This window comes from Streptomyces sp. NBC_00286 (assembly GCF_036173125.1).
GTDB lineage: Bacteria > Actinomycetota > Actinomycetes > Streptomycetales > Streptomycetaceae > Streptomyces.
On the sequence record NZ_CP108054.1, the window covers coordinates 3,955,043 to 3,978,077 of the forward strand.

A 23,035-nucleotide genomic window follows, 5' to 3' on the forward strand; every position below is an offset into this window, starting at 1 on the left:
GTCAAACTGCGTATCCGGGTGGGTGACCGTACGGTCTCACGAAGCCAGTTGGAGCGCGTCCTGCTTTTCCGAGGCAGACCACGTCACGATTCGGGTGATCCCCTTCGACCTGGACGGCTTCGCAGGCGCCGGTGGTGCGATGGGCTACCTGGGCGGGCCCGTGCCTCGCCTGGACACCGTCGTACGCGACGCACCGCACGGCACTGCGTTCGTCGATTCCGAGGCCCAACTGACTCACTTCCGAACGCTCTTCCGTGAAGTGGAGGCAGCATCACTCAGCCCCGGAAAGTCGCGCGACTTCATCCGGAAGATGGCAAAGGACCTGTGAGGCGACGTCATGACCACCACCGCCAACTGGCAGAAGTCCTCCTTCTCCGGCGGCGCCGACGGCAACAACTGCCTGGAACTGGCCACCACCGGCCCCCGGTCGATCCACCTCCGCGAAAGCGACGACCCCACCACTCACCTCACCACCACCCCTGGCCCCCTCGCCCACCTCCTCCAAGGCATACGCTCCGGCGCCCTCAGTCCGGCGGCTCCGGAAACCGTTCACTGACCGGGCCCGCCCGGTCCAGCAGCCCCGTCCGCGCCGCCAGCGCCGCCGCCTCCAGCCGCGATCCCACGCCCAGCTTCATCAGCACCCGCTGTACGTGCGTACGGGCCGTGCTCGGTGCGATGCCCATCCCGGCAGCGATGAGCCGCGTGTCCTCGCCCTCCGCGACCCGGACCAGGACCTCGACCTCGCGCGGCGTGAGCATCTGCAGCAGGCGCTGGCCCTCGTCGTCCGGCTGGACGGCGGGATTCAGGAGTTCGCTGAAAGCGCCCTGCAGCAGTTGCGGGGCGACCGCCGCCTCCCCCGCGCGAGCCTTCATGATGGCGCGCTCCACGCCCTCGATGCGCTCGTCGTGCCGTACGTAACCCGAGGCGCCGGCGGCGAAGGCGGCGGCGATTCCGCGGGGGTTCGGTACCGGGCCGAGGACCAGCACAGCCACCTGCGGACGCTCGCGCTTGATCTTCACCACCGGGTCGAAGATGCCCGGTTCGGCGGGTGTCGCCGTACCGATCAGGCACACCTCGGGTGCCCTCGTGATCACCAGTTCCGCCGCCCCCGCGGCGGGCGCCGCCGCGGCGAGCACGCGGTGTCCGCGCAGCTTCAGAGCCGAGGCCAACGCCTCGGCGAGCAGACGGTGGTCATCGACCACCATGAGCCGCACACCCATCGAGCCCAACCCCCCAGTTCCCCCAGGTCCCCAACTGGTCCCCCATGGACAGGAGCCCCCCGGCTCTCCATCCCCCGGAAGCTACACGCTTGTTCGACGTTGCGCTTCCCCTACCGGTGAGAAGTGCCCCGGATTGCCAAAATTCCTCGCATTCGCGAGCGGGCGAGGAAACGATCGAGGACAAGGGTAGGCCCCGTCCCTGAGCAGGGACGGGGCCTTGATCCACGTAGGGACGCCTTGATCGTCGTACGACCGGAAAGGGCCGCCTCTCGATCGCCGTACGCCCTATTGCGCGCCGAATCCGATCGCCGTGTACTTCTCGCCCGTGGAGGACGTGGGCTTGCTGATCAGGTCCTGGCCCATGAAGAGGCGGCCGTCGGTGTAGAGCATCTCGGACGACTTCGGGACCATGCTGCTGATCGCGTTGCGGACCTGCTCGGAGGCCGGGGTGACCAGGAGCTTGGTCTGCTCGAAGCTGCCGCCGTTGATCGAGACGACCTCGGAGCCCTTGTCGTAGGGGCCCTGCTTGTACGCGATGATGTTGCCGCCGTCCATCCGGATCGGGAAGATCTCGTAACCGTCACCGGCGTCGGCGCGGTCGCCCGCGGTCTTGCCGGTGGCCAGCGAGAAGGAGATCACCTCGTTGGTGCGGCTGTACTCCTTCGTCCCGTCGTGCTGCCTGGTCGGGACGTAGAGCTTGTCGTTGCCGACGAGGATGCCCTTGCAGTCGTGGATCTTGCCGACGCCGCAGTCGTGGTCGTACTTCTCGTCCTCCATCGTGATCTTGGTACGGAGCTTGCCGCTCTCGTCCAGCGAGAAGATGTCCGAGGTGCCGGTCCCGGTGGGGTTGTCGGGGTCGGATTCCACACCGAACACGACCGGCTTGGTGGAGATCACCTTGGCGTTGTCGATGCCCGCGGGCAGCTTGTACGTCCACTGGACGCTGCCGTCCTTGGGGTTGAGCAGCTGGACCTCGATCTTCTCCTCGCCGTACTCACCGCACTTGCGCACGGCGACCAGCTGCTCGCCACCGCGATAGCCCAGGTCCTCGCACTCCTCGACCTTCGGCTGCCACAGGATCTCGCCGGTGGTGAGGTCGAAGCCCGCGCCGCCGTCGAGTCCCGCCCCCACCGCGACCGTGGTGCCGGTGATGCTGGCTTCCTCGAACTTGGCCTTCTCGCTGCCCTCGCCCACGGACTTGGTCCAGAGCGGTTTGCCGGTGTTGAGGTTGAAGGCCGTGACCTCGGTGCAGCCCGGGTACTTGTTGGTCTTGCTGCGCTTGGACCCCTCGGAGATCACCACGGTCACACCGTCCTCGGTGATCTCGGGAGAGGCCGCGCAGCTGAGACCCTTCAGCGGCATCGTCCAGGTCTCCTTGCCGGAGGCCGGGTCGTAGCCGATGACCTCGTTGAGGCCGGCCTTGGCGTACACCTTGTCCGTCAGCCAGGAGCCCCCCACGCTCCAGACCTCGTCGTCGGGCACCTCGGGCTGGGGCACCTGGAAGAGGACCTTGGCGCCGGTGCTGGACGGCACCTTCTCCGAGCCGCCCCCGTCGGGAGCCTCCTTGCCGGAGTCGCCCTTGCCGTCCTCGCCGCCGGTACCGCCGGACGAACCGGAGGCGTCGGGCTTGTCGTCGCCGCTCGTGGTCGTGTACCAGATTCCGCCGCCCACAATGAGGCCGATGGCCAGGACGGCCGCGACGATGATCATCAGCTGGGCGTTGAGCTTGCGCCCGCCGCCCGGCGCCTGCGGCTGGAGGGGCATCGTCGAGGGCTGCGGGTAGCCGTACTGCGGCTGCTGTCCCGGGTAGCCGTAACCGGGCTGGCCCGGGGGCTGCGTCTGCGGGTAGCCGTACGGCTGCGGCGGGGCCGTCGGGGGTGGAGTTCCGGGGGCCTGCGGGGGCTGCTGCGGGTAGCCGTAGCCGGGATTCGGCGGAGTGCCCTGCTGCGGATGGCCCTGCGGCGGCGTCGGCGCACCGAAACCGCCAGGCGGCGGGCTCTGCGGGGCGCCGAAACCACCCGGAGGCGGATCCTGGGGAGCCCCGAAGCCGTTCGGCGGCGGGCCCTGCGGAGCCCCGAAGCCACCGGGCGGCGGGCTCTGCGGAGCCCCGAAACCACCCGGTTGCGGGTCCTGGGGTGCGCCCGAACCGCCTTCCTGCGGCGGCTGGTTGGGCGGCGGGGGCGGCGGCTGACTCATGACGGGTTACCTCGGAAAGCTCGGAGAAGAAGAAGGAGAAGGGAGGGGCGGGACGAGGGCCGACGGGTCACTTTCCGTAGGCCAGCATCAGCTTTTCCTGCGTCTCGTCACGGCCCGACAGCCGGGTCGTGGAGATGTAGAAGCGCCCGTCCACGTAGTCCACGTCCTTCGAGTAGAAGCCGCTCTCGATGTCCGCGGTGCCCTGCGGGTTCTGCAGCAGCTTCTTCGGCGTGTGGGAGCTGCCGCCCGTCGGGATGGACACGACCCGGCCGCCCGAGTCGTACGACGGCTCGATGTACGCGAGGAGATTCGTGCCGTCCATCTTCATCGGCAGCATGCGCTCTTCCACCGGGGACTTGGTGCGCCACTTCTCCTTGCCGGTGGCCAGGTTGATCGCGACGATCTCGTTGGCGCCGGTCTTCGCGTCGGTCGGCAGGTACAGGGTGTCCTTGTCGGCCGCGACGCCCTGGCAGCCCTGCAGATCACGCGAGAGGATCGCCCAGCCGCACTCCGGTGCGAAGGACTCGTCGATGTCGACCTGCGCGGTCACGTTGCCGTTGTTCAGCGTGGAGATGTTCCACTGCTTCTTGTCCTCGTTGGTGAGGTACATGACGACGGGGTCGGTGGAGTAAGTCCGCGCGGCCTGCCAGCCCTTGGGGACCTTCCAGGTCCACTTGGCCTTTCCGGTGGCCGGGTCGAGTTCCTGCACCTCGTCGTGCTCGTTGTCGCTGCCGGCCGCGCAGGACGAGACGGCGACCAGCTTGCTGCCGCCCGCGAACGCGGCCGGGAAGCAGGCCGCGCCGTACCTCTTCTTGTCCCACAGCTTGTCGCCGGTCGCGACGTCGTAACCGACGCCCGACTGCCCGCGGCCGACCACCAACGTGTCGCCGGTGACGGTCAGTCCGAGCTGCAGCATGCTGTCGAAGAGTTCACCCGCCGGGATCTCCTCGGTCCAGCCCTTCTTGCCGGTGTTGAGGTCGATCTCCATCAGCTGGTTGCAGTCGGCGGTGTCCTTGGTGCCCTCCTTGTACGCGATGACGATCTTGTCGTCGGCGGTCTTCTCCGGAGTGACCGAGCAGATCTCCTGCGGCAGCGTGATCTCGGGCCAAGCCGGCTTGCCATCACTGACGTTGTACGCGAAGACCTGCTTGTACGCGGCTTTCACCGCGGTCTTCTCGGTGATCCACATGCCGGGGGCGTCGGCACCGGAACCCGGCGCGTCAGGGCCCTCCTTGTACCAGAGCACCTTCGATTCGCCCGCCTGACGGCCCGCGTTGAGGTCCTCGGTGTCCTCGCCGCCTCCGCCGTCACCGTCGCCGGGGTTGATCGGGGCCTCGCCCGCGGAGGGCTTGGCGTCGCCGCTCTTCTTGGCTTCGGGCTTCTTGTCGCCGTCGCCGCCGGACACCGCCAACACCGTGCCGCCGATGACGAGAACGGCGGCCAGCGCGGCTCCGATGATGATGGCGGGCTTGCCCTTGAAGGGGCTGCGCGAGCCGCCGCCCGGCGGGGTGCCGGGCGGGCCGGGGAACTGGGGCTGCTGCGGGTAGCCGTAGCCGGGCTGGCCGTAGGGGCCGGGCTGTTGAGGCTGTCCGTACGGTCCTGACTGCTGGGCGTACGGTCCCGGCTGGGCGTACGGTCCCGGCTGCTGACCGTACGGACCCGGCTGGTTGTACGGGCCGGGCTGCTGGGGGTAGCCGTAACCAGGCTGCGGCGCGGGCGGCGTCCCCGGAGCTCCGCCCTGCGGCGGCGTCTGCGGCGCGCCCTGCGGAGGCGGTGGCGCCTGCGGCGGCTGCGCGGGCGGCGGAGACGCTCCCTGCCCCGGGTGCTGTCCACCCGCAGGATCCTGTGGAGCTCCGAACCCGCCCTGTGGCGGCTGGTTGGGCGGCTGGGACATCAGCGCGTTCCCCCTTCATCACTGATTTTTAGCCACGCCTAGAAGTACGTAGCGAATACGGAGTTGTACTCAGCGTCGTACTCAGACAGTTCAGACAGTTCTCAGACGGTTCTCAGACGGCCCTTTCTATCACCATGTCCAGATCGAACTAAGGGCCGGTCCATCCCCTGTTCCCAAGGGAGGACCGGCCCGTGATGCCGTCGTTACGCTCCTTCACGCCACCTTCACGCGTCGTCTGCGAGCTCCAGCCAGCGGGTCTCCAACTGCTCGCGCTCGGTGGCCAGTTCGCGCAGGTCGGCGTCCAGTTCGGCCACCTTCTCGAAGTCTGTGGCGTTCGCGGCGATTTGGTCGTGCAGCTTCTTCTCGTTCTCGGAGAGCTTGTCCAATTGCCGCTCGATCTTCTGGAGTTCCTTCTTCGCGGCGCGGGCGTCCGCGGCGGAGATTCCGGGCTTTTCGGCAGGGGGCGCCACGGGGGTCCGGGCGGCCACGGCCTCCTCCATCTTGTGCCGCCGCTCCAGGTACTCGTCGATCCCGCGCGGCAGCATCCGCAACGTCGCGTCGCCGAGCAGCGCGAACACCCGGTCCGTGGTCCGCTCGATGAAGAACCGGTCGTGGGAGATCACGACCATCGAGCCGGGCCAGCCGTCGAGGACGTCCTCGAGCTGGGTGAGGGTCTCGATGTCGAGGTCGTTGGTGGGCTCGTCGAGGAAGAGGACGTTCGGCTCGTCCATGAGCAGCCGCAGAAGCTGGAGCCGCCGCCGCTCACCACCGCTCAGATCACCGACCGGCGTCCACTGCTTCTCCTTGTTGAAGCCGAAGGTCTCGCAGAGCTGACCGGCCGTCATCTCGCGCCCCTTGCCGAGGTCGACGCGGTCGCGGACCTGCTGTACGGCCTGCAACACCCTGAGGGCCGGGTCGAGTTCGGACACCTCCTGCGAGAGGTAGGCGAGCTTCACGGTCTTGCCGACCACGATCCGTCCACCCGCGGGCTGCCGCTCGCCCTCGCTGTACGCGGCGTCGGCCATCGCCCGCAGCAGGGAGGTCTTGCCCGCCCCGTTCACCCCGACGAGGCCGATACGGTCACCGGGCCCGAGCTGCCACGTCACATGCTTCAGCAGCACCTTCGGCCCCGCCTGCACGGTCACGTTCTCGAGATCGAAGACGGTCTTGCCGAGCCGGGTGGAGGCGAACTTCATCAGCTCGCTGCTGTCACGCGGCGGCGGAACGTCCGCGATCAACTCGTTCGCGGCCTCGACACGGAAGCGCGGCTTGGACGTACGGGCCGGTGCCCCGCGACGCAGCCAGGCCAGCTCCTTCCTGACCAGGTTCTGCCGCTTGACCTCCTCGGTGGCCGCGATGCGCTCCCGCTCGGCGCGCGCGAAGACGTAGTCCGAGTAGCCGCCCTCGTACTCGTACACATCGCCCTTCTGCACGTCCCACATGCGCGTACAGACCTGGTCGAGGAACCACCGGTCGTGCGTCACGCAGACGAGCGCCGACCGCCGCTCCCGCAGATGCTTCGCCAGCCAGGCGATCCCCTCCACGTCCAGGTGGTTCGTCGGCTCATCAAGGATGATCAGGTCCTGCTCGGCGATCAGCAGCTTGGCGAGCGCGATCCGCCGCCGCTCTCCACCGGACAGCGGCCCGATGACGGTGTCGAGCCCCTGCGGGAACCCGGGCAGATCGAGCCCGCCGAACAGTCCCGTCAGTACGTCCCTGATCTTGGCGTTACCGGCCCACTCATGGTCGGCCATGTCACGGATGACCTCGTGCCGGACGGTGGCGGCGGGGTCGAGGGAGTCGTGCTGGGTGAGCACCCCGACGTTCAGCCCGCCAGAGTGGGTGACACGCCCGGTGTCGGCCTCCTCCAGCTTGGCGAGCATCCGGATCAGCGTGGTCTTGCCGTCACCGTTGCGCCCGACGACGCCGATCCTGTCTCCCTCGGACACTCCGAGCGAGACACCGTCAAGCAGGGCACGGGTCCCGTACACCTTGCTGACGTTCTCGACATTGACGAGGTTGACGGCCATTTCTCTCCTGACGCGGGGATCGATCAGCCTTCAAGCGTAGGCCCTCGGGGCGAGGGGCCGGGGGTGCGGGTGTTGTCACTCTTTGTGATGACGTGATCGGGAACGGGCCGCTACCGTGGACGGCAGGCAGCAGGATCCCGTCCATGGGAGGAACCATGACCGCCGAGTCCGTAGAGCAGCGCTGCCAGTGGCCGCTGCCGCCGCAGGACGGCTACACGGTGGACGACCTGTTCACGCTGCCTGATCTCCCGCCGCACACAGAGTTGATCGACGGGAGTCTGGTTTTCGTGAGTCCGCAGCGCAACTTCCACGCCGACGTGATCGATCTGTTGGTCAGCGGTCTGCGCCAGGGTCTGCCTTCAGAGTTCAGGGTCAAGCGAGAGATGACCGTGATCCTCAACAACCGCAACGGCCCTGAGCCTGATATCAGCGTCATCCGAGCCGACGCGGTCACCGGGCCGGACCAGACGAGCTACCACGCGAAGGACGTGTTCCTGGCCGTCGAGGTCGTGTCACCGGACTCGGAGTCTCGCGACCGTACGACCAAGCCGCAGAAGTACGCCGCTGCCGGGATCCCGAACTTCTGGCGCGTCGAGCGCGACGGAGCCGACAGCAGCCCGGTCGTCCACGTCTACGAACTGGACGCGCTCACCAACGCGTACGTGCACATGGGAATGCACCGCGACCGGATCGCGGTGGACAAGCCCTACCCCATCGACATCGACCTGACGGCGATCGACCAACTCTGAGGCCCGCCCGGGCCTCAGACCACCGTCGCGCCCGGTGCCGGAGCCGTCGTCACGCGGGTCTCCCGACAAGTCCCCGAGGCCAGGAGCGCCTCCGAGACCGTGGTCGCCGAGTTCCCGTCCACTGCGAGGAAGGCCGTCGTCGGGCCCGAGCCGGAGACCAGGGCGGCGAGGGCTCCCGCCTCCGTGCCCACGGCGAGGGTGTTGGCCAGGGACGGGCGCAGGGAGAGGGCGGCGGGCTGGAGGTCGTTGGAGAGGGTGGTCGCCAGGGCCGTCGGGTCGCCCTTGGCCAGGGCGTCCAGGAGGGGCTCGGACGCAAAGGGTTCGGGGACCTCGACGTCTTCGTTCAGGCGGTCGAACTCTGCGTAGACCGCCGGGGTCGAGAGGCCGCCGTCGGCGACCGCGAAGACCCAGTGGAAGGTGCCGCCGACCTCCAGCGGGCGTAGTTTCTCGCCGCGGCCCGTGCCGAGGGCGGCGCCGCCGATCAGGCTGAACGGTACGTCGCTGCCCAACTCGGCGCAGATGTCGAGGAGTTCGGCCTGGGGGGTGTTCGTGCCCCAGAGGGCGTCGCAGGCCAGGAGTGCGCCGGCGGCGTCGGCGGAGCCGCCGGCCATGCCTCCGGCGACGGGGATGTCCTTGACGATGTGGATGTGCACGTCGGGCGACCGGCCGTACCTGAGCGCCAGCTTCTGGGCCGCGCGGGCCGCCAAGTTCGTGTGGTCCAGGGGGACTTGAGCGGCGTCCGGGCCTTCGCAGGTGATGCGCAGCTCGTCCGCCGCCGTCGCCGTGACCTCGTCGTACAGGCCGACCGCCAGGAAGACGTTGGCCAGGTCGTGGAAGCCGTCGGGGCGGGCGGCACCCACGGCCAGTTGGACGTTGACCTTCGCCGGGACGCGTACCGTCACGCTCACTGCTCTCCGCGCTCCTTGTTCTCTGCGATGCGCGCGAACTCCTCCACCGTCAGGGCCTCGCCCCGCGCCTGCGGCGAGACACCCGCCGCGACCAGGGCCGACTCCGCTGCCGCCGCCGAGCCCGCCCAGCCGGCGAGTGCGGCCCGCAGGGTCTTGCGGCGCTGGGCGAAGGCGGCGTCGACCACGGCGAAGACCTCGCGCCTCGACGCCGTCGTCTTGACCGGCTCGGCGCGCCGGACGAGCGAGACGAGCCCGCTGTCCACGTTCGGCGCGGGCCAGAAGACCTTCCGGCCGATGGCACCGGCCCGCTTGACCTCGGCGTACCAGTTGGCCTTCACCGAGGGCACGCCGTACACCTTCGAACCGGGCGGCGCGGCCAGCCGGTCGGCGACCTCCGCCTGCACCATCACGAGGGTGCGCTCGATGCCGGGGAAGGTCTCGAGCATGTGCAGCAGGACGGGGACGGCGACGTTGTAGGGGAGGTTCGCGACGAGGGCGGTGGGTGGGGGGCCGGGGAGTTCGGTCACGTGCATGGCGTCGGAGTGCACGAGCGCGAAACGGTCGGCTCGCTCCGGCATGCGTGCCGCGATCGTCGCGGGGAGCGCGCCCGCGAGTACGTCGTCGATCTCGACGGCGACGACCCGGTCCGCCACCTCCAGCAGGGCCAGGGTCAGGGAGCCCAGGCCCGGGCCCACCTCGACGACCACATCCTCCGGGCGGACGTCCGCGGTGCGGACGATGCGGCGGACGGTGTTCGCGTCGATGACGAAGTTCTGGCCGCGTTGCTTGGTGGGGCGTACGCCGAGGGCCGCGGCGAGTTCGCGGATGTCGGCGGGGCCCAGGAGGGGGTCGGGGGTGTTGCTCACGGTGGCCAGCGTACGGCGCGGTGGGCGGGGGTTCTTTCCCCAGCCCCGCCCCTTCCCGAAACTGGGGCTGCGCCCCAGACCCCCGCCAAGGGAGGTGGGTGACACTGTGTGTCGCGGCTGCGGGTGCGTTGTGGCTGGTCGCGCAGTTCCCCGCGCCCCTGAAAAGCCAAGGCCATGAAGTTATGGTTCAGCGGCTGGTGGCAAGGGGTGCTTGATCTGGCGGAACGCAGAGTGCAGGAAGCGGAGCCCCGGTAGAACTGACAGTCGACCAAGACATGTCGTTCACAAAGACCGGAGGCTCCGCTGTCCGTGCAGTGTGTCATCACCCGCGAGATCGCGGTAGCCGAGGGCCTCTACGCGCCAGGCCATCTGGGCGAGCTGACCCAGATCGTGCCGTTCGAGATGGTCGATACGGTGCTCGCCGAGTGCGGGGCCGTTCAGCGTCGGCTGCGCAAGCTGCCTGCCCGCGTCGTCGTCTACCTGCTGCTGGCCGCCGCGTTGTTCGAGGACTGCGGCTACCGCGCCGTGTGGGGCAAGCTGACTGCCGCGTTGGATGCGCTGCCGCTGCCGAGTGTCACGGCAACAGCCCTGTGGCATGCCCGCTGCCGCCTGGGACCCCGCCCGCTGCAGGCCCTGTTCGACCTCCTGCGCGGCCCGGCGAGCACGATCGGTACCACCGGGGCACGCTGGGCCCACCTGCTGGTCGTCGCCATCGACGGCACCTACCTCGACGTCCCCGACAGCCCCCACACCCGCGCCTGCCTGGGCAAGGGGTCCAACCGGTTCAACACCGCCGGCTACCCGCAGATCTGCCTGACCGCCCTGGTCGCCTGCGGCACCCGCGCCGTCCTGGACGCGGCCTTCGGACCACGCAGCACCGGCGAGACCACCTACGGCCGGCGCCTGCTGCGCTCCCTGACACCCGGAATGATCGTGCTGCTGGACCGCGGCTTCAGCGGCAACGCCTTCCTTGAGCACACCGCCGCCACCGGAGCCGACTTCCTGGCCCGCCTGACCGCCACCCGCAAACCGCCCCTCCTGCGGCGCCTGCCGGACGGCTCCTTCCTCTCCCGCATCGCCACCGTCGACGTCCGCATCATCGAATGCGAGATCACCATCACCACCACCGCCGGACGCCACACCGGCGTCTACCGTCTGGCGACCACCCTGCTCGACCACCGCACCCATCCCGCGTTCGAGCTGGTCAAGCTCTACCACGAACGCTGGGAAGTGGAGTCCGCCTACTTCGCGATCAAGAAATCCATGCTCGGCCGCCGGGTCCTGCGCGCCCGCACCATGCCCGGCATCGCCCAGGAGGTCTACGCCCTGCTCACCGTCTACCAGGCCATCAGGACCGCCATCGCCGACGCCACCGGCACCGTCCCCGGCACCGACCCAGACCGCGCAAGCTTCTCCGCCGCCCTCCAAGCCGCCCGCGACCAGGTCGTCCAGGCCGCGAACGTGATCGCCGGCACCACCATCGACCTCGTCGGCGCCATCGGCCACGCGGTCCTGAACCAGCTCATGCCCGCCCGCCGCCTGCGCGTCAGCCCCCGCGCCGTCAAACGCCCCCTGTCCCGCTACGCCTATAAAAGTCTCCGCGTCGACCGACGCACCTACAAGGCCACCATCAGCATCGACATCCTCTCGACAACAGCCATCAGCCCATAACTTCATGGCCTTGCCTGAAAAGCCTGCGCCCCAGACCCCCGCCAAGGGGAGGTCGGTGACACTGTGTGTCGCGGCTGCGGGTGCGTTGTGGCTGGTCGCGCAGTTCCCCGCGCCCCTGAAAAGCCTGCGACTGCCCGCAACCGGAAGAGCAAGCGAACCGAAGAAGCCCTCGCCCGGAAAAGCCCGCGCCCCGGAAGGGGCCCACGCCCCGAACCCGCCCGCGCGGAAAAGCCCGGACCCCCTACTACCCGCGCCCTCCCGTCGGCGGGAGGGGACGTGGGCCGGTGCGTCCTATGCCCGTCGCTTAGCTTCGGTCTGGGCACACCAGCACCCTGTGGAAGCACGGGGTCGTATGCCCTGTTGGCGACGGGCTGACGCACCGGACCGCGGCCCCGCACCCACCAACCACCCAAGGGGCGCGGGGAACTGCGCGAACAACCACACACAACCCGCAGCCGCGACACGAAGTGTCACCCACCACCCCCTGGCGGGGGGCCTGGGGGCGCAGCCCCCCGTTTCGGGAAGGGGCGGGGTTGGGGAAAGAAAACCCTCCCCAGCCCACCCGCAGGGGTCACGTGTGAAGCCGAGCCCCGCAATGGGGCCAAGGACTAGCCCCCCGCCGCACATACAGCTTCTTCGCCCGATACGTCTGCTCCGCCGCAGGCGCGTCCTGGGGACGCCCGGTACCCCCGAGGCTCTGCCAGGTTCGCGTATCGAACTGGTAGAGCCCGCCATACGTGCCGGACGGATCCACGGCGTTCGGCCGGCCCCCGGACTCGCACGCCGCGAGCGCACTCCAGTTGAGCCCGTCGACATCCCCCGGAGCCGCCGGCAAAGGCTTGGTGCCGATCTTCACCAACTGGGTGCGAGGTTCGTGAACCACTTCGGAGTCCAGCCGCCGCGGCTTGGAACGGACACCGTTGACCGTGCGGTGGGCGTAAGTGACCCGCCGCATCCCGGGCTGGCCCGCCCGCTCGACAACCTCGGTCCCCCGAAACAGCGAGGCATCCAACGTCCGCCGCACCCCAAACGCGATGGCCTCCTCCCGAACCTCCTTCGTCCGCGTGATCCGCAACACCGTCACCGTCTGCCCGTCCCGCGGAAAACTGCCCGGCGGAACGGACGTGGTGTCCTGCCCCCGCAGCCTGATCCCGGCCCCCTCCACGGCCTCACGAACGGTCGCGGCGTTCGTACGAACCGTCCGCGCCCGCCCGTCCGCCATGACCGTCACGGTCCGCTCGGTACGAACATCGAGCGTCAGCCCCTCCAACCCGATCCGCCGGGAACGGGGAGCCGACACGTACGCGCCCTCGGCCCGCACCCCGAGCTCCCGCAACGCCCCGTCCACGGTGCGCGCCGTAGTCCACACGGTGCTCCGCCGCCCGTCGAGGGTGAGATGCAGCGGGCGCCCGTACCGTACGGCGACGTCGTCACCGCTGGTCAGCGACGTGCCAGGAGCGGGCGCCACGACGTCATGGGCGCCCACCTCGACACCCTCCTCGGCGAGCAGCTCGTGCACATCGTCCGCGAAGGTGTGCAGCGTGCGCGGCTTTCCGTCGACAGTCAGCTCGATCGCCTTGTCGTCGGCGACGAACGCCGAGGTACCGCCCGCCAGAAAGGCGACGACCAACGCCCGCGGCACCAACCGCCGCACCGCCTGCGGCCGCTCGGCGGCCTTCTGCCGCCGAGCCGCCCGCCGCGCCTCGGCCCGCCCACCGAAGGCACCGGGCAACTCGAGCGTGGGCGGCAACGGGCAGTGCAGCTGCGGCTCGGTGGCCGCTTCGGGATCGGCCTCATGGCTGACCTCGTACTGGGTCTCGTACGCAGGCCGATACGTATCCACGTAACCCTGCGGATCATCATCGGCGTACGGCTCATCGTTCAGCTCATCGTCCGGCTGATCGTTCTCGTACGCCGGGCCATACGTCTCGTACTGCGAAGTGCTCACGACGACACGCTCCAGGGAGTCCTCCGGATCGGGCGCGGAGAACCTAGCGGAGGGGCCGTCACTCTCCAAGGCGCCACGACTACGTTGCGTCGCCGTGCGACCCGGTAATGCGCCCCCTTGGGCGTTATGCGTCAGTAATCGAAGGCACGCTTCGTGTTCGCCGCGAGGGCCGTCGCCAGCGCGTCCTCGTCCAGACCGCGTACGGCGGCCATCGCGCGGACCGTGACCGGAATGAGATATGGGGCGTTAGGCCGTCCGCGGTACGGCGCGGGTGTCAGGAACGGTGCGTCCGTCTCGACGAGGACGAGTTCGAGGGGCGCCACGGCGAGGGCATCGCGCAACGGCTGGGCGTTCTTGAAGGTCATGTTCCCGGCGAAGGACATGAAGTAGCCGTTCTCCGCGCACAGTTCGGCCATCTCCGCGTCGCCGGAGTAGCAGTGGAAGACGGTGCGTTCGGGGGCGCCCTCCTCCTTCAGTACGCGTAGCACGTCGGCGTGGGCGTCGCGATCGTGGATGACCAGCGCCTTGCCGTGCCGCTTGGCGATCTCGATATGGGCCCGAAACGACCTCTCCTGCGCGGCCTTGCCCTCGGGTCCCGTACGGAAGTAGTCGAGCCCGGTCTCGCCGACGCCCTTGACCTGCGGGAGCCCCGCGAGCCGGTCGATCTCGGCGAGCGCCTCGTCCAGCGCGCCGTCTCCGCCGGGCTCGCGGGCGCTCTGCCGGGACCAGCCGTCGGGGTCGCCGTGCACGATCCGCGGCGCCTCGTTGGGATGCAGCGCGACGGTCGCGTGCACGGCCTCGTACTCCGCGGCCGTCTCCGCCGCCCACCGCGAGCCCTTCAGGTCGCAGCCGACCTGCACGACCGTCGTCACCCCGACCGCCGCGGCCTTCGCGAGCCCCTCCGCGACCGTGCCCGACTGCATGTCGAGGTGGGTGTGCGAGTCGGCGACGGGCACGCGGAGGGGGTCCGGGAGGGGCGGGGCTTCGGCGTTGGAGGGCATGCCCCGATCCTACGAAGGGGCCGCGGCGGCCCTCACCCCGCCTTGCGGTGGTGGAAAGGGTGGAGCAGATCGGACAGGTGCCAGTGATGGCGCTCCTCGGGCTCCGCGGCCCCCGAGGCCTCCGTGGACTCGGCCTCGGGCCGCTCCGCCTGGCGCGGCACCGAGCGGGAACGGCGCGGGTGCAGGGAGTTCATCGCGGAGGACACCTGGCCGGCCCGCATGATGCGTACGACGTGGTTGTCGCAGTTCTGGCAGGTGGGCCGACTGAGCGGCGACGGCACGACATGTCCATCGGCCACGTACGTCACGAACTCGTGGCCCTCGGCGTCGAAGTGGTGCTCGATCTCGTACGACTGCTCCCAGCCATGCCCGCACCGCATACAGGCGAACGAATACGACTCGTGCACAACAGCCATCTCACTCATGCCAGCTCCTAGGGTCCGCTGGTCTGACGCCTCCGGGGGAGCGGAGGCGGGGAACGGGTACGTCCCGCCACCCAGTGGACTCTCCGGCCGCCCCAAGTGCACGAAACCTGCCGACTATTGGAGACGCCTTGGCACTTCTTTGTCCGGGAGGCCGGATGGCAGGCCTGAGCTTTGCCTGCACCAGGACCGGATTTACTCGCCCATGGGGCGCACGGGGTCCGGTCAGGGGAGCGGGGTGCGCCCCTTTAGAAGCGCCGGGGGGTGCGCCCCTTTTGGGGCAAGGCCATGAAGTTATGGTTCAGCGGCTGGTGGCAAGGGGTGCTTGATCTGGCGGAACGCAGAGTGCAGGAAGCGGAGCCCCGGTAGAACTGACAGTCGACCAAGACATGTCGTTCACAAAGACCGGAGGCTCCGCTGTCCGTGCAGTGTGTCATCACCCGCGAGATCGCGGTAGCCGAGGGCCTCTACGCGCCAGGCCATCTGGGCGAGCTGACCCAGATCGTGCCGTTCGAGATGGTCGATACGGTGCTCGCCGAGTGCGGGGCCGTTCAGCGTCGGCTGCGCAAGCTGCCTGCCCGCGTCGTCGTCTACCTGCTGCTGGCCGCCGCGTTGTTCGAGGACTGCGGCTACCGCGCCGTGTGGGGCAAGCTGACTGCCGCGTTGGATGCGCTGCCGCTGCCGAGTGTCACGGCAACAGCCCTGTGGCATGCCCGCTGCCGCCTGGGACCCCGCCCGCTGCAGGCCCTGTTCGACCTCCTGCGCGGCCCGGCGAGCACGATCGGTACCACCGGGGCACGCTGGGCCCACCTGCTGGTCGTCGCCATCGACGGCACCTACCTCGACGTCCCCGACAGCCCCCACACCCGCGCCTGCCTGGGCAAGGGGTCCAACCGGTTCAACACCGCCGGCTACCCGCAGATCTGCCTGACCGCCCTGGTCGCCTGCGGCACCCGCGCCGTCCTGGACGCGGCCTTCGGACCACGCAGCACCGGCGAGACCACCTACGGCCGGCGCCTGCTGCGCTCCCTGACACCCGGAATGATCGTGCTGCTGGACCGCGGCTTCAGCGGCAACGCCTTCCTTGAGCACACCGCCGCCACCGGAGCCGACTTCCTGGCCCGCCTGACCGCCACCCGCAAACCGCCCCTCCTGCGGCGCCTGCCGGACGGCTCCTTCCTCTCCCGCATCGCCACCGTCGACGTCCGCATCATCGAATGCGAGATCACCATCACCACCACCGCCGGACGCCACACCGGCGTCTACCGTCTGGCGACCACCCTGCTCGACCACCGCACCCATCCCGCGTTCGAGCTGGTCAAGCTCTACCACGAACGCTGGGAAGTGGAGTCCGCCTACTTCGCGATCAAGAAATCCATGCTCGGCCGCCGGGTCCTGCGCGCCCGCACCATGCCCGGCATCGCCCAGGAGGTCTACGCCCTGCTCACCGTCTACCAGGCCATCAGGACCGCCATCGCCGACGCCACCGGCACCGTCCCCGGCACCGACCCAGACCGCGCAAGCTTCTCCGCCGCCCTCCAAGCCGCCCGCGACCAGGTCGTCCAGGCCGCGAACGTGATCGCCGGCACCACCATCGACCTCGTCGGCGCCATCGGCCACGCGGTCCTGAACCAGCTCATGCCCGCCCGCCGCCTGCGCGTCAGCCCCCGCGCCGTCAAACGCCCCCTGTCCCGCTACGCCTATAAAAGTCTCCGCGTCGACCGACGCACCTACAAGGCCACCATCAGCATCGACATCCTCTCGACAACAGCCATCAGCCCATAACTTCATGGCCTTGCCTTTTGGGGGCGCGGGGAACTGCGCGAGCAACCACACACAGCCCGCAGCCCGCAGCCCGCAGAAATCAGCACCAGCAACGGCGCTACCCGGAACGCCCGGTCTCAAGGCGCGGAGTGCTTTGAAGCCACCACCGCATCAAAAACCTCCCGCTTAGGCCGCCCCGCCTCCGCCGCAACGGAGGCAATGGCCTCCTTACGCCGCTCCCCCGCCTCCTCCCGAACCCGAACCCGCCGCACAAGCTCCGCCGCGTCCACGTCCTCGGCCCCCTTCTCCGGCGCCCCCTCCACCACAACGGTGATCTCGCCCCGGACCCCCTCCGCGGCCCAAGCGGCCAGCTCCCCCAAAGTCCCCCGCTTGACCTCCTCGTACGTCTTGGTCAACTCCCGGCACACAGCGGCCCGCCGATCACCACCAAACACCTCCGCCATCGCGGCCAGCGTGTCGTCCACCCGATGCGGCGACTCGAAGTACACAAGCGTCCGCCGCTCCCCCGCGACCTCCCGCAACCGCGACAACCGCTCCCCCGCCTTCCGAGGCAGAAACCCCTCGAAGCAGAACCGGTCGACCGGCAGCCCGGACAACGCGAGCGCGGTCAGCACGGCGGACGGCCCGGGCACGGCGGTCACCCGGATGTCCCGCTCCACCGCAGCCGCGACCAGCCGATAGCCAGGGTCGGAAACCGACGGCATCCCCGCGTCCGTGACGAGCAACACACGCGCCCCACCGGCCAGCGCCTCCACCAACTCGGGCGTACGAGCCGACTCGTTCCCCTCGAAGTACGACACGACCCGCCCGCCGGGCTGCACGCCCAGCGCCTGTGTCAGCCGGCGCAGCCGCCGCGTGTCCTCGGCGGCGATCACATCGGCGGCCGTCAGTTCCTGGGCCAGCCGGGGCGGCGCGTCCGCGACGTCCCCGATGGGAGTGCCTGCGAGTACAAGGGTTCCTGTCACGGTTCCATCCTCGCAGGGCCGATAAAGGGGCCTTGCACAGAAGGGTTCCCTACGATGGCGCGGTGACCAGTACCGCGTCCCACACGGACATCCGGAAGGAACAGGGCGTCGAAGAACAGCGGCCGTCGTGGCAGCTGCGGCTTCGCCGGTTCGGCTACACGAGCCCGGCGAGAAGCGACGTCCGCGACCGTCTGGTGCCCGCGTACGCGCAGCCCAGCCCGCGGGTGTGGGCGGCGTTCGGCCTGTCGAAGCCGACCGCCGCGCTCGTGGTCCGCTGGTCGGCCTGGGCGGGCCCGCTGCTGATCACGCTCCTTGCGGGCCTGACGCGGTTCTGGAACCTGGGCAGCCCGAAGGCGGTGATATTCGACGAGACGTACTACGCCAAGGACGCGTGGGCGCTGATCCACCGCGGATACGAGGTCAACTGGGCCAAGGACGCCAACGAGCTGATCCTGCAGAGGAACGGCGACGTCCCGATCCCGTCGGAGGCCGCGTACGTCGTCCATCCGCCGGTCGGCAAGTACGTGATCGGGCTCGGCGAGTGGCTGTTCGGGTTCACGCCCTTCGGCTGGCGGTTCATGACGGCCCTGCTCGGCACGCTGTCCGTGCTGATGCTGTGCCGGATCGGCCGCCGTCTGTTCCGCTCGACGTTCCTCGGCTGCCTCGCGGGCGGTCTGATGGCTGTCGACGGGCTGCACTTCGTGATGAGCCGCACGGCGCTGCTCGACCAGGTGCTGATGTTCTTCGTGCTCGCGGCCTTCGGCTGCCTGCTCATCGACCGGGACAGGACGCGCGCCCGCCTCGCCGCCGCTCTGCCACCGGACGAGGACGGAGTCGTACGCCCCGACGCGTACACGGCGGAACACACCCGTCTCGGCCTGCGTCCCTGGCGCTGGGCGGCCGGGCTGATGCTCGGCCTCGCCATCGGCACCAAGTGGAACGGCCTGTACGTACTGGTCGCGTTCTGCCTGCTGACGGTCCTGTGGGATGTCGGCTCACGCAGGGTCGCGGGCGCCCGGCACCCGTACAAGGCGGTGCTCAAGCGCGACACGGGCCTGGCGTTCGTGGCGACCGTGCCGGTGGCGATCGTCACGTATCTCGCCTCCTGGACCGGCTGGATCCTGTCCCCCTCCGACGGCACCGGCGCCTACTTCCGCAACTGGGCGGCCACCGAGGGCAAGGGCGGCAACTGGACCTTCCTGCCCGACTGGCTGCGCAGCCTGTGGCACTACGAGCACCAGGTGTACGAGTTCCATGTCGGCCTCACCTCGGCGCACACGTACCAGTCGAACCCGTGGAGCTGGATCGTCACCGGCCGCCCGGTCTCGTACTTCTACGAGTCCCCGCAGCCCGGCAAGGACGGCTGCCCCGTCGACGCGGGCGAGAAGTGCGCCCGCGAGGTCCTCGCCCTCGGCACGCCCCTGCTGTGGTGGGCCGCGGGCCTCGCGGTCCTCTATGTGCTGTGGCGCTGGTTCTTCCGCCGCGACTGGCGCGCGGGCGCGATCGCCTGCGGTATCGCGGCCGGCTATCTGCCCTGGTTCATGTACCAGGAGCGCACGATCTTCTTCTTCTACGCGATCGTCTTCCTGCCGTTCCTGTGCCTGGCCCTGGCGATGATGATCGGCGCGATCCTGGGCCCGCCCGGTTCGAGCGAACGCCGCCGCGTGGCGGGCGCGGCGACGGCGGGCGTCCTGGTCCTGCTGATCGCCTGGAACTTCATCTATTTCTGGCCGATCTACACCGGCCAGGCCATCCCGATAGACACCTGGCGATCACGAATGTGGCTGGACACCTGGGTTTGAAGGGCGATCTGAGGCGGTCCGGGGGCGGTTCCCGGAACGGAGACCTCGGCTTAACAATCGGGGAACACCGGCCACACCGGCCCCTCCTCCCGCATACAGTGCGGTAGATGACCACCTTTCTGAACACGTTCAGAAAGGCCATGGGGAGGGGATCGCGCTATGCGCAAGGGGGCTAAGACCGCCATTGTGGGCGGGGTGTTCGCGGTGATGGTCGGGGGTGCCGGATACGGCGCGTTCAACATCGTGTCGGCGATCGCAGGGGGCTCGGACGCCAAGGGCGAGAGGGTGAAGACCGGTCCGCCGTCGAGTGACGAGGTCAAGGAGACCAGCGCGGAGTTCTTCGCGGCCTGGGAGCAGGGGAAGGCGGCCAAGGCCGCCCAGTACACGAACAACGCGGGCGTGGCCCAGCCACTGTTCGCCGGCTACCGCACCGAGGCGCATCTGACCGACGTGAAGATCACGCCGGGTACGCCATCGGGCGGGAGGGTCCCGTTCTCGGTTGCGGCCACGGTGTCGTACGAGGGGAAGAGCAAGCCCCTGTCGTACAAGAGCGAGCTGACGGTCGTCCGCGGGGACACGACGGGCCGGGCGCTCGTCGATTGGCAGCCGACCGTGCTGCACCCGGATCTGGCGGAGGGCGACTCCCTGGTCACGGGCGAGGCGGCGAGCCCGCCGATCGAGGCGGTGGACCGGAACGGCACCGTGCTGAGCAAGGAGAAGTACCCCTCGCTGGGGCCCATCCTGGACCAGCTGCGGGAGAAGTACGGAGAGACCGCGGGCGGCACCCCTGGCGTCGAGCTGGCGATCCGGAGCTCGGACGAGGAAGCGGGCGACAAGACGCTCGTCACGCTCGCGAAGGGCGAGCCGGGCAAGCTGCCCACCACGCTCAGCGCAGGCGTGCAGGCAGCCGCCGAGAAGGCGGTCAAGGAGTACTCCGAGTCGTCGGTGGTCGCGGTGAAGCCGAGCACCGGGGAGGTGCTGGCGGTCGCCAACAACCGGGCCGACGAGTTCAACGCGGCGTTCCTGGGCAAGCTCGCGCCGGGCTCCACGATGAAGATCATCTCCGCGGCGACGCTGATCGACAACGGCATCACGACCGCGACCGGACCCGCGCCCTGCCCTGACACGGCGCCCTGGCAGAGCCAGACGTTCAAGAACATCGAGGGCATGGAGCCCAACGAGAACGCGACCCTCTCGGAGAGCTTCGCGCGCTCCTGCAACACGGCGTTCGTGAAGTACGCGGACTCGGTGGCGGTCGACTCGCTCACGAAGGAGGCGCAGGAGCGCTTCGGTCTCGGCCGGGACGACTGGAAGACCGGCATCGCGTCCTTCGACGGCTCCGTCCCTGCCTCCGGGGGCCCCAACACGGCGGCCAACATGCTCGGCCAGGGCGAGGTCCAGATGAACCCGCTCAACATGGCCTCCGTCACCGCGACCGCCATGACGGGCAGGTTCCGGCAGCCGGTGATCGTGCCGCAGAGCCTCGACGACCGTGAGCTGGCCACCGCGAAGGGCCTGGACGCGGGCACGGTCGCGCAGTTGCGCCAGATGATGAACCGCACCGCGGTCAGCGGTACCGCGGCCAAGGCGATGGCTGACGTGGGTGGCGGCAGCATCGGCGCGAAGACCGGTTCAGCCGAGGTCGACGGGCGGAAGACGGCCGACAGCTGGTTCACCGGCTACCGCGACGACATCGCGGCGGCGGCCATGGCGCAGGAGGGCGGCCGGGGCGGCGACGTGGCGGGCCCGATTGTCGCAGCCGTGCTACGAGCGTCCTCCTGAGGTCCCGTCTGTCACACGGGGACCCTAGGCTGTTGGCTCTCGTTCTCTAAGTGGAACGTGGGAGTACTGAGGCAACAGCGGAGGAACGGGAGCCGTGGGGAACAGGGGACGCGCCGGAGAGCGCGGCAGGACGAAGCCCGCCGTCATCGGGGGGATGATCGCCGTGGTCGTCGGTGGGGCGGGGTTCGGCGTCTACACCGTGTACGGCGGTGGGGCGGCGGCCGACGACAGCGCGTCGACGGCCGCCGAACGCAAGGCGGCCGTGAAGAAGGGCCCGCTGTCGGCGGCCGAGGTCAAGTCGGCGGCCACGACGTTCCTCACGGCCTGGCAGGGCGGAAACGTCACCGAGGCCGCCGCCGCCACGGACGACAAGGCGGCGGCCCGTACGCTCCTGACGGGCTTCGGCAAAGAGGCGCACATCAAGGACGTGACGCTCACCCCCGGCGCCAGAACCGGCGCGAAGATGCCGTTCTCGGTCAAGGGCACCGTCTCCTACAAGGGCCAGACCAAGGCCCTCGCGTACGACTCCCAGCTCACCGTCGTCCGCGGGGCCGAGGACGGAGAGCCGGTGGTCGACTGGCAGTCGGCCGTCGTCCACCCGGACCTTCAGGACGGCGACCGGCTGGTCACCGGGGAGGCCGGAACGCCGCCGGTCAAGGCGCTCGACCGGGACGGCGGGGAGCTGACCGCGGCCAAGTACCCCTCCCTGGGGACGGTCCTCGACGGCCTGCGCGAGAAGTACGGCAAGAAGGCCGGCGGCAAGGCGGGCATCGAGCTGCGGGTGGTCCGCAAGGGCTCCACGGCCGACTCCGCCAAGGCGACCGAGGGCGACGAGGGAACCCCCGACAAGACGCTGCTGGAGCTGAGCAAGGGAACGCCCGGCACGCTCCGTACGACCCTCAATCCGAGCCTCCAGGCGACCGCCGAGGAGCAGGTTTCCAAGAAGCCCAAGGCGTCGCTGGTCATGACCAAGGCGTCTACGGGCGAGATCCTGGCCGTCGCGAACTCCGGCCGCGGCTTCAACACCGCCTTCCAGGGCTCCCTGGCGCCCGGTTCCACGATGAAGATCATCTCGGCGTCGCTGCTCCTCGACAAGGGGCTCGCGTCGATGGACAAGCAGCACCCGTGCCCGAAGTTCTCCACGTACGGCGGCTGGAAGTTCCAGAACGACGACAAGTTCGAGATCAAGGGCGGCACGTTCAAGGCAAGCTTCGCGCGGTCCTGCAACACGGCCTTCATCAGCCAGGCCAAGAAGCTGAGCGACGACGATCTGACGAAGCAGGCCCAGGAGGTCTTCGGGCTCGGCAAGAACGACTGGCAGATCGGGGTGTCCAGCTTCGACGGCGCGGTGCCGGTGCAGTCGGACGCCCAGATGGCGGCCTCGCTGATCGGCCAGGGCGGGGTCCGGATGAACCCGCTGAACATGGCGTCGGTCGTCGCGACGGCGAAGACGGGCACGTTCCGCCAGCCCTACCTGGTGTCTCCGGACGTCGACGACCGTAAGTTGGCCAAGGCGCCCCGTTCGCTGTCCTCGTCCACGCGGGCCCAGCTGCAGGAGATGCTGCAGTACACGGCCGCGGCGGGAACGGCAGCCGAGGCGATGGCCGGCCTCGGCTCCGACTCCGGCGCGAAGACCGGCTCCGCGGAGGTCGACGGCCAGAAGAAGCCGAACGGCTGGTTCACGGCGTGGAAGGGCGACTTGGCTGCCGCTGGTGTGGTGCAGCAGGGCGGGCACGGCGGCGAGGCCGCAGGCCCGCTAGTGGCGGCGATGTTGAAGGCGGGCAGCTGAGCGCTCC

The 23,035-nt window shown here is 69.5% G+C and carries 17 protein-coding genes and 1 pseudogene; 8 read left to right on the forward strand and 10 right to left on the reverse strand.

What is annotated here, in order from left to right:
• Positions 1–6 precede the first annotated feature (6 nt).
• Both OHT21_RS17845 and OHT21_RS17850 read left to right on the forward strand, forming a co-directional pair.
• Positions 7–328, forward strand: a pseudogene (locus tag OHT21_RS17845) (Scr1 family TA system antitoxin-like transcriptional regulator); the annotation flags it as partial.
• Between the two features lie 9 nt (positions 329–337).
• Positions 338–556 carry a DUF397 domain-containing protein gene (locus OHT21_RS17850; RefSeq protein WP_328769313.1) on the forward strand — a complete coding sequence of 73 codons (219 nt, stop codon included), beginning with the start codon at positions 338–340 and terminating at the stop codon, positions 554–556.
• Here OHT21_RS17850 and OHT21_RS17855 read toward each other — a convergent pair.
• The 4 genes from OHT21_RS17855 to OHT21_RS17870 form a co-directional block, all read right to left on the reverse strand.
• Positions 525–1,220: a helix-turn-helix transcriptional regulator gene (locus OHT21_RS17855; protein WP_328769314.1), complete on the reverse strand. Its 696-nt coding sequence runs from the start codon at positions 1,218–1,220 to the stop codon at positions 525–527. The two genes, OHT21_RS17850 and OHT21_RS17855, sit on opposite strands and share 32 nt — an antisense overlap.
• Positions 1,221–1,505: 285 nt before the next feature.
• Positions 1,506–3,416: an outer membrane protein assembly factor BamB family protein gene (locus tag OHT21_RS17860; protein ID WP_328769315.1), complete on the reverse strand. Its 1,911-nt coding sequence runs from the start codon at positions 3,414–3,416 to the stop codon at positions 1,506–1,508.
• A gap of 67 nt (positions 3,417–3,483) precedes the next feature.
• Complete coding sequence (locus tag OHT21_RS17865) at positions 3,484–5,310, reverse strand: outer membrane protein assembly factor BamB family protein (RefSeq protein ID WP_328769316.1); 1,827 nt, start codon at positions 5,308–5,310, stop codon at positions 3,484–3,486.
• 224 nt (positions 5,311–5,534) lie between these two features.
• Complete coding sequence (locus OHT21_RS17870) at positions 5,535–7,340, reverse strand: ABC-F family ATP-binding cassette domain-containing protein (RefSeq protein WP_328769317.1); 1,806 nt, start codon at positions 7,338–7,340, stop codon at positions 5,535–5,537.
• Between the two features lie 143 nt (positions 7,341–7,483).
• Between OHT21_RS17870 and OHT21_RS17875 the strand changes: the two genes are divergently transcribed.
• A complete protein-coding gene (locus OHT21_RS17875) occupies positions 7,484–8,089 on the forward strand; it encodes a Uma2 family endonuclease (protein WP_328769318.1) in 606 nt (201 codons plus the stop codon).
• A gap of 14 nt (positions 8,090–8,103) precedes the next feature.
• Here the strand turns inward: OHT21_RS17875 and OHT21_RS17880 are convergent, their stop codons facing one another.
• Positions 8,104–8,997, reverse strand: a complete 894-nt coding sequence (locus tag OHT21_RS17880) for a 4-(cytidine 5'-diphospho)-2-C-methyl-D-erythritol kinase (RefSeq protein WP_328769319.1) — start codon at positions 8,995–8,997, stop codon at positions 8,104–8,106.
• A complete protein-coding gene (rsmA, locus tag OHT21_RS17885; RefSeq protein WP_328769320.1) occupies positions 8,994–9,863 on the reverse strand; it encodes a 16S rRNA (adenine(1518)-N(6)/adenine(1519)-N(6))-dimethyltransferase RsmA in 870 nt (289 codons plus the stop codon). The genes OHT21_RS17880 and rsmA overlap by 4 nt, the downstream gene beginning before the upstream one ends.
• A gap of 309 nt (positions 9,864–10,172) precedes the next feature.
• Between rsmA and OHT21_RS17890 the strand changes: the two genes are divergently transcribed.
• Positions 10,173–11,534 carry an IS4 family transposase gene (locus OHT21_RS17890; protein ID WP_328767071.1) on the forward strand — a complete coding sequence of 454 codons (1,362 nt, stop codon included), beginning with the start codon at positions 10,173–10,175 and terminating at the stop codon, positions 11,532–11,534.
• 571 nt (positions 11,535–12,105) lie between these two features.
• Here the strand turns inward: OHT21_RS17890 and OHT21_RS17895 are convergent.
• The 3 genes from OHT21_RS17895 to OHT21_RS17905 form a co-directional block, all read right to left on the reverse strand.
• Positions 12,106–13,482, reverse strand: a complete 1,377-nt coding sequence (locus OHT21_RS17895) for a ubiquitin-like domain-containing protein (RefSeq protein ID WP_328769321.1) — start codon at positions 13,480–13,482, stop codon at positions 12,106–12,108.
• Between the two features lie 131 nt (positions 13,483–13,613).
• Positions 13,614–14,483 carry a TatD family hydrolase gene (locus OHT21_RS17900; RefSeq protein ID WP_328769322.1) on the reverse strand — a complete coding sequence of 290 codons (870 nt, stop codon included), beginning with the start codon at positions 14,481–14,483 and terminating at the stop codon, positions 13,614–13,616.
• A 32-nt stretch (positions 14,484–14,515) separates the two neighbouring features.
• Entirely contained in the window at positions 14,516–14,908 is a 393-nt protein-coding gene (locus tag OHT21_RS17905) for a hypothetical protein (RefSeq protein ID WP_328769323.1), read from the reverse strand.
• A 420-nt stretch (positions 14,909–15,328) separates the two neighbouring features.
• On the opposite strand from OHT21_RS17905, the gene OHT21_RS17910 reads away from it, so the two are divergent.
• Positions 15,329–16,690: an IS4 family transposase gene (locus tag OHT21_RS17910; protein WP_328767071.1), complete on the forward strand. Its 1,362-nt coding sequence runs from the start codon at positions 15,329–15,331 to the stop codon at positions 16,688–16,690.
• A gap of 116 nt (positions 16,691–16,806) precedes the next feature.
• Here OHT21_RS17910 and rsmI read toward each other — a convergent pair whose 3' ends face one another.
• Positions 16,807–17,655, reverse strand: a complete 849-nt coding sequence (gene rsmI, locus OHT21_RS17915) for a 16S rRNA (cytidine(1402)-2'-O)-methyltransferase (protein ID WP_328769324.1) — start codon at positions 17,653–17,655, stop codon at positions 16,807–16,809.
• Between the two features lie 62 nt (positions 17,656–17,717).
• Here rsmI and OHT21_RS17920 point away from each other — a divergent pair, with 62 nt between their 5' ends.
• From OHT21_RS17920 to OHT21_RS17930, 3 genes are all read left to right on the forward strand, one after another.
• Positions 17,718–19,457, forward strand: coding sequence for a dolichyl-phosphate-mannose--protein mannosyltransferase (locus OHT21_RS17920; protein WP_328769325.1), 1,740 nt, complete (start codon positions 17,718–17,720; stop codon positions 19,455–19,457).
• 159 nt (positions 19,458–19,616) lie between these two features.
• Positions 19,617–21,239, forward strand: coding sequence for a penicillin-binding transpeptidase domain-containing protein (locus OHT21_RS17925; RefSeq protein ID WP_328769326.1), 1,623 nt, complete (start codon positions 19,617–19,619; stop codon positions 21,237–21,239).
• A 94-nt stretch (positions 21,240–21,333) separates the two neighbouring features.
• On the forward strand, positions 21,334–23,028 hold the full coding sequence (locus OHT21_RS17930) for a penicillin-binding transpeptidase domain-containing protein (protein ID WP_328769327.1): 1,695 nt from the start codon (positions 21,334–21,336) through the stop codon (positions 23,026–23,028).
• Positions 23,029–23,035: the final 7 nt, after the last annotated feature.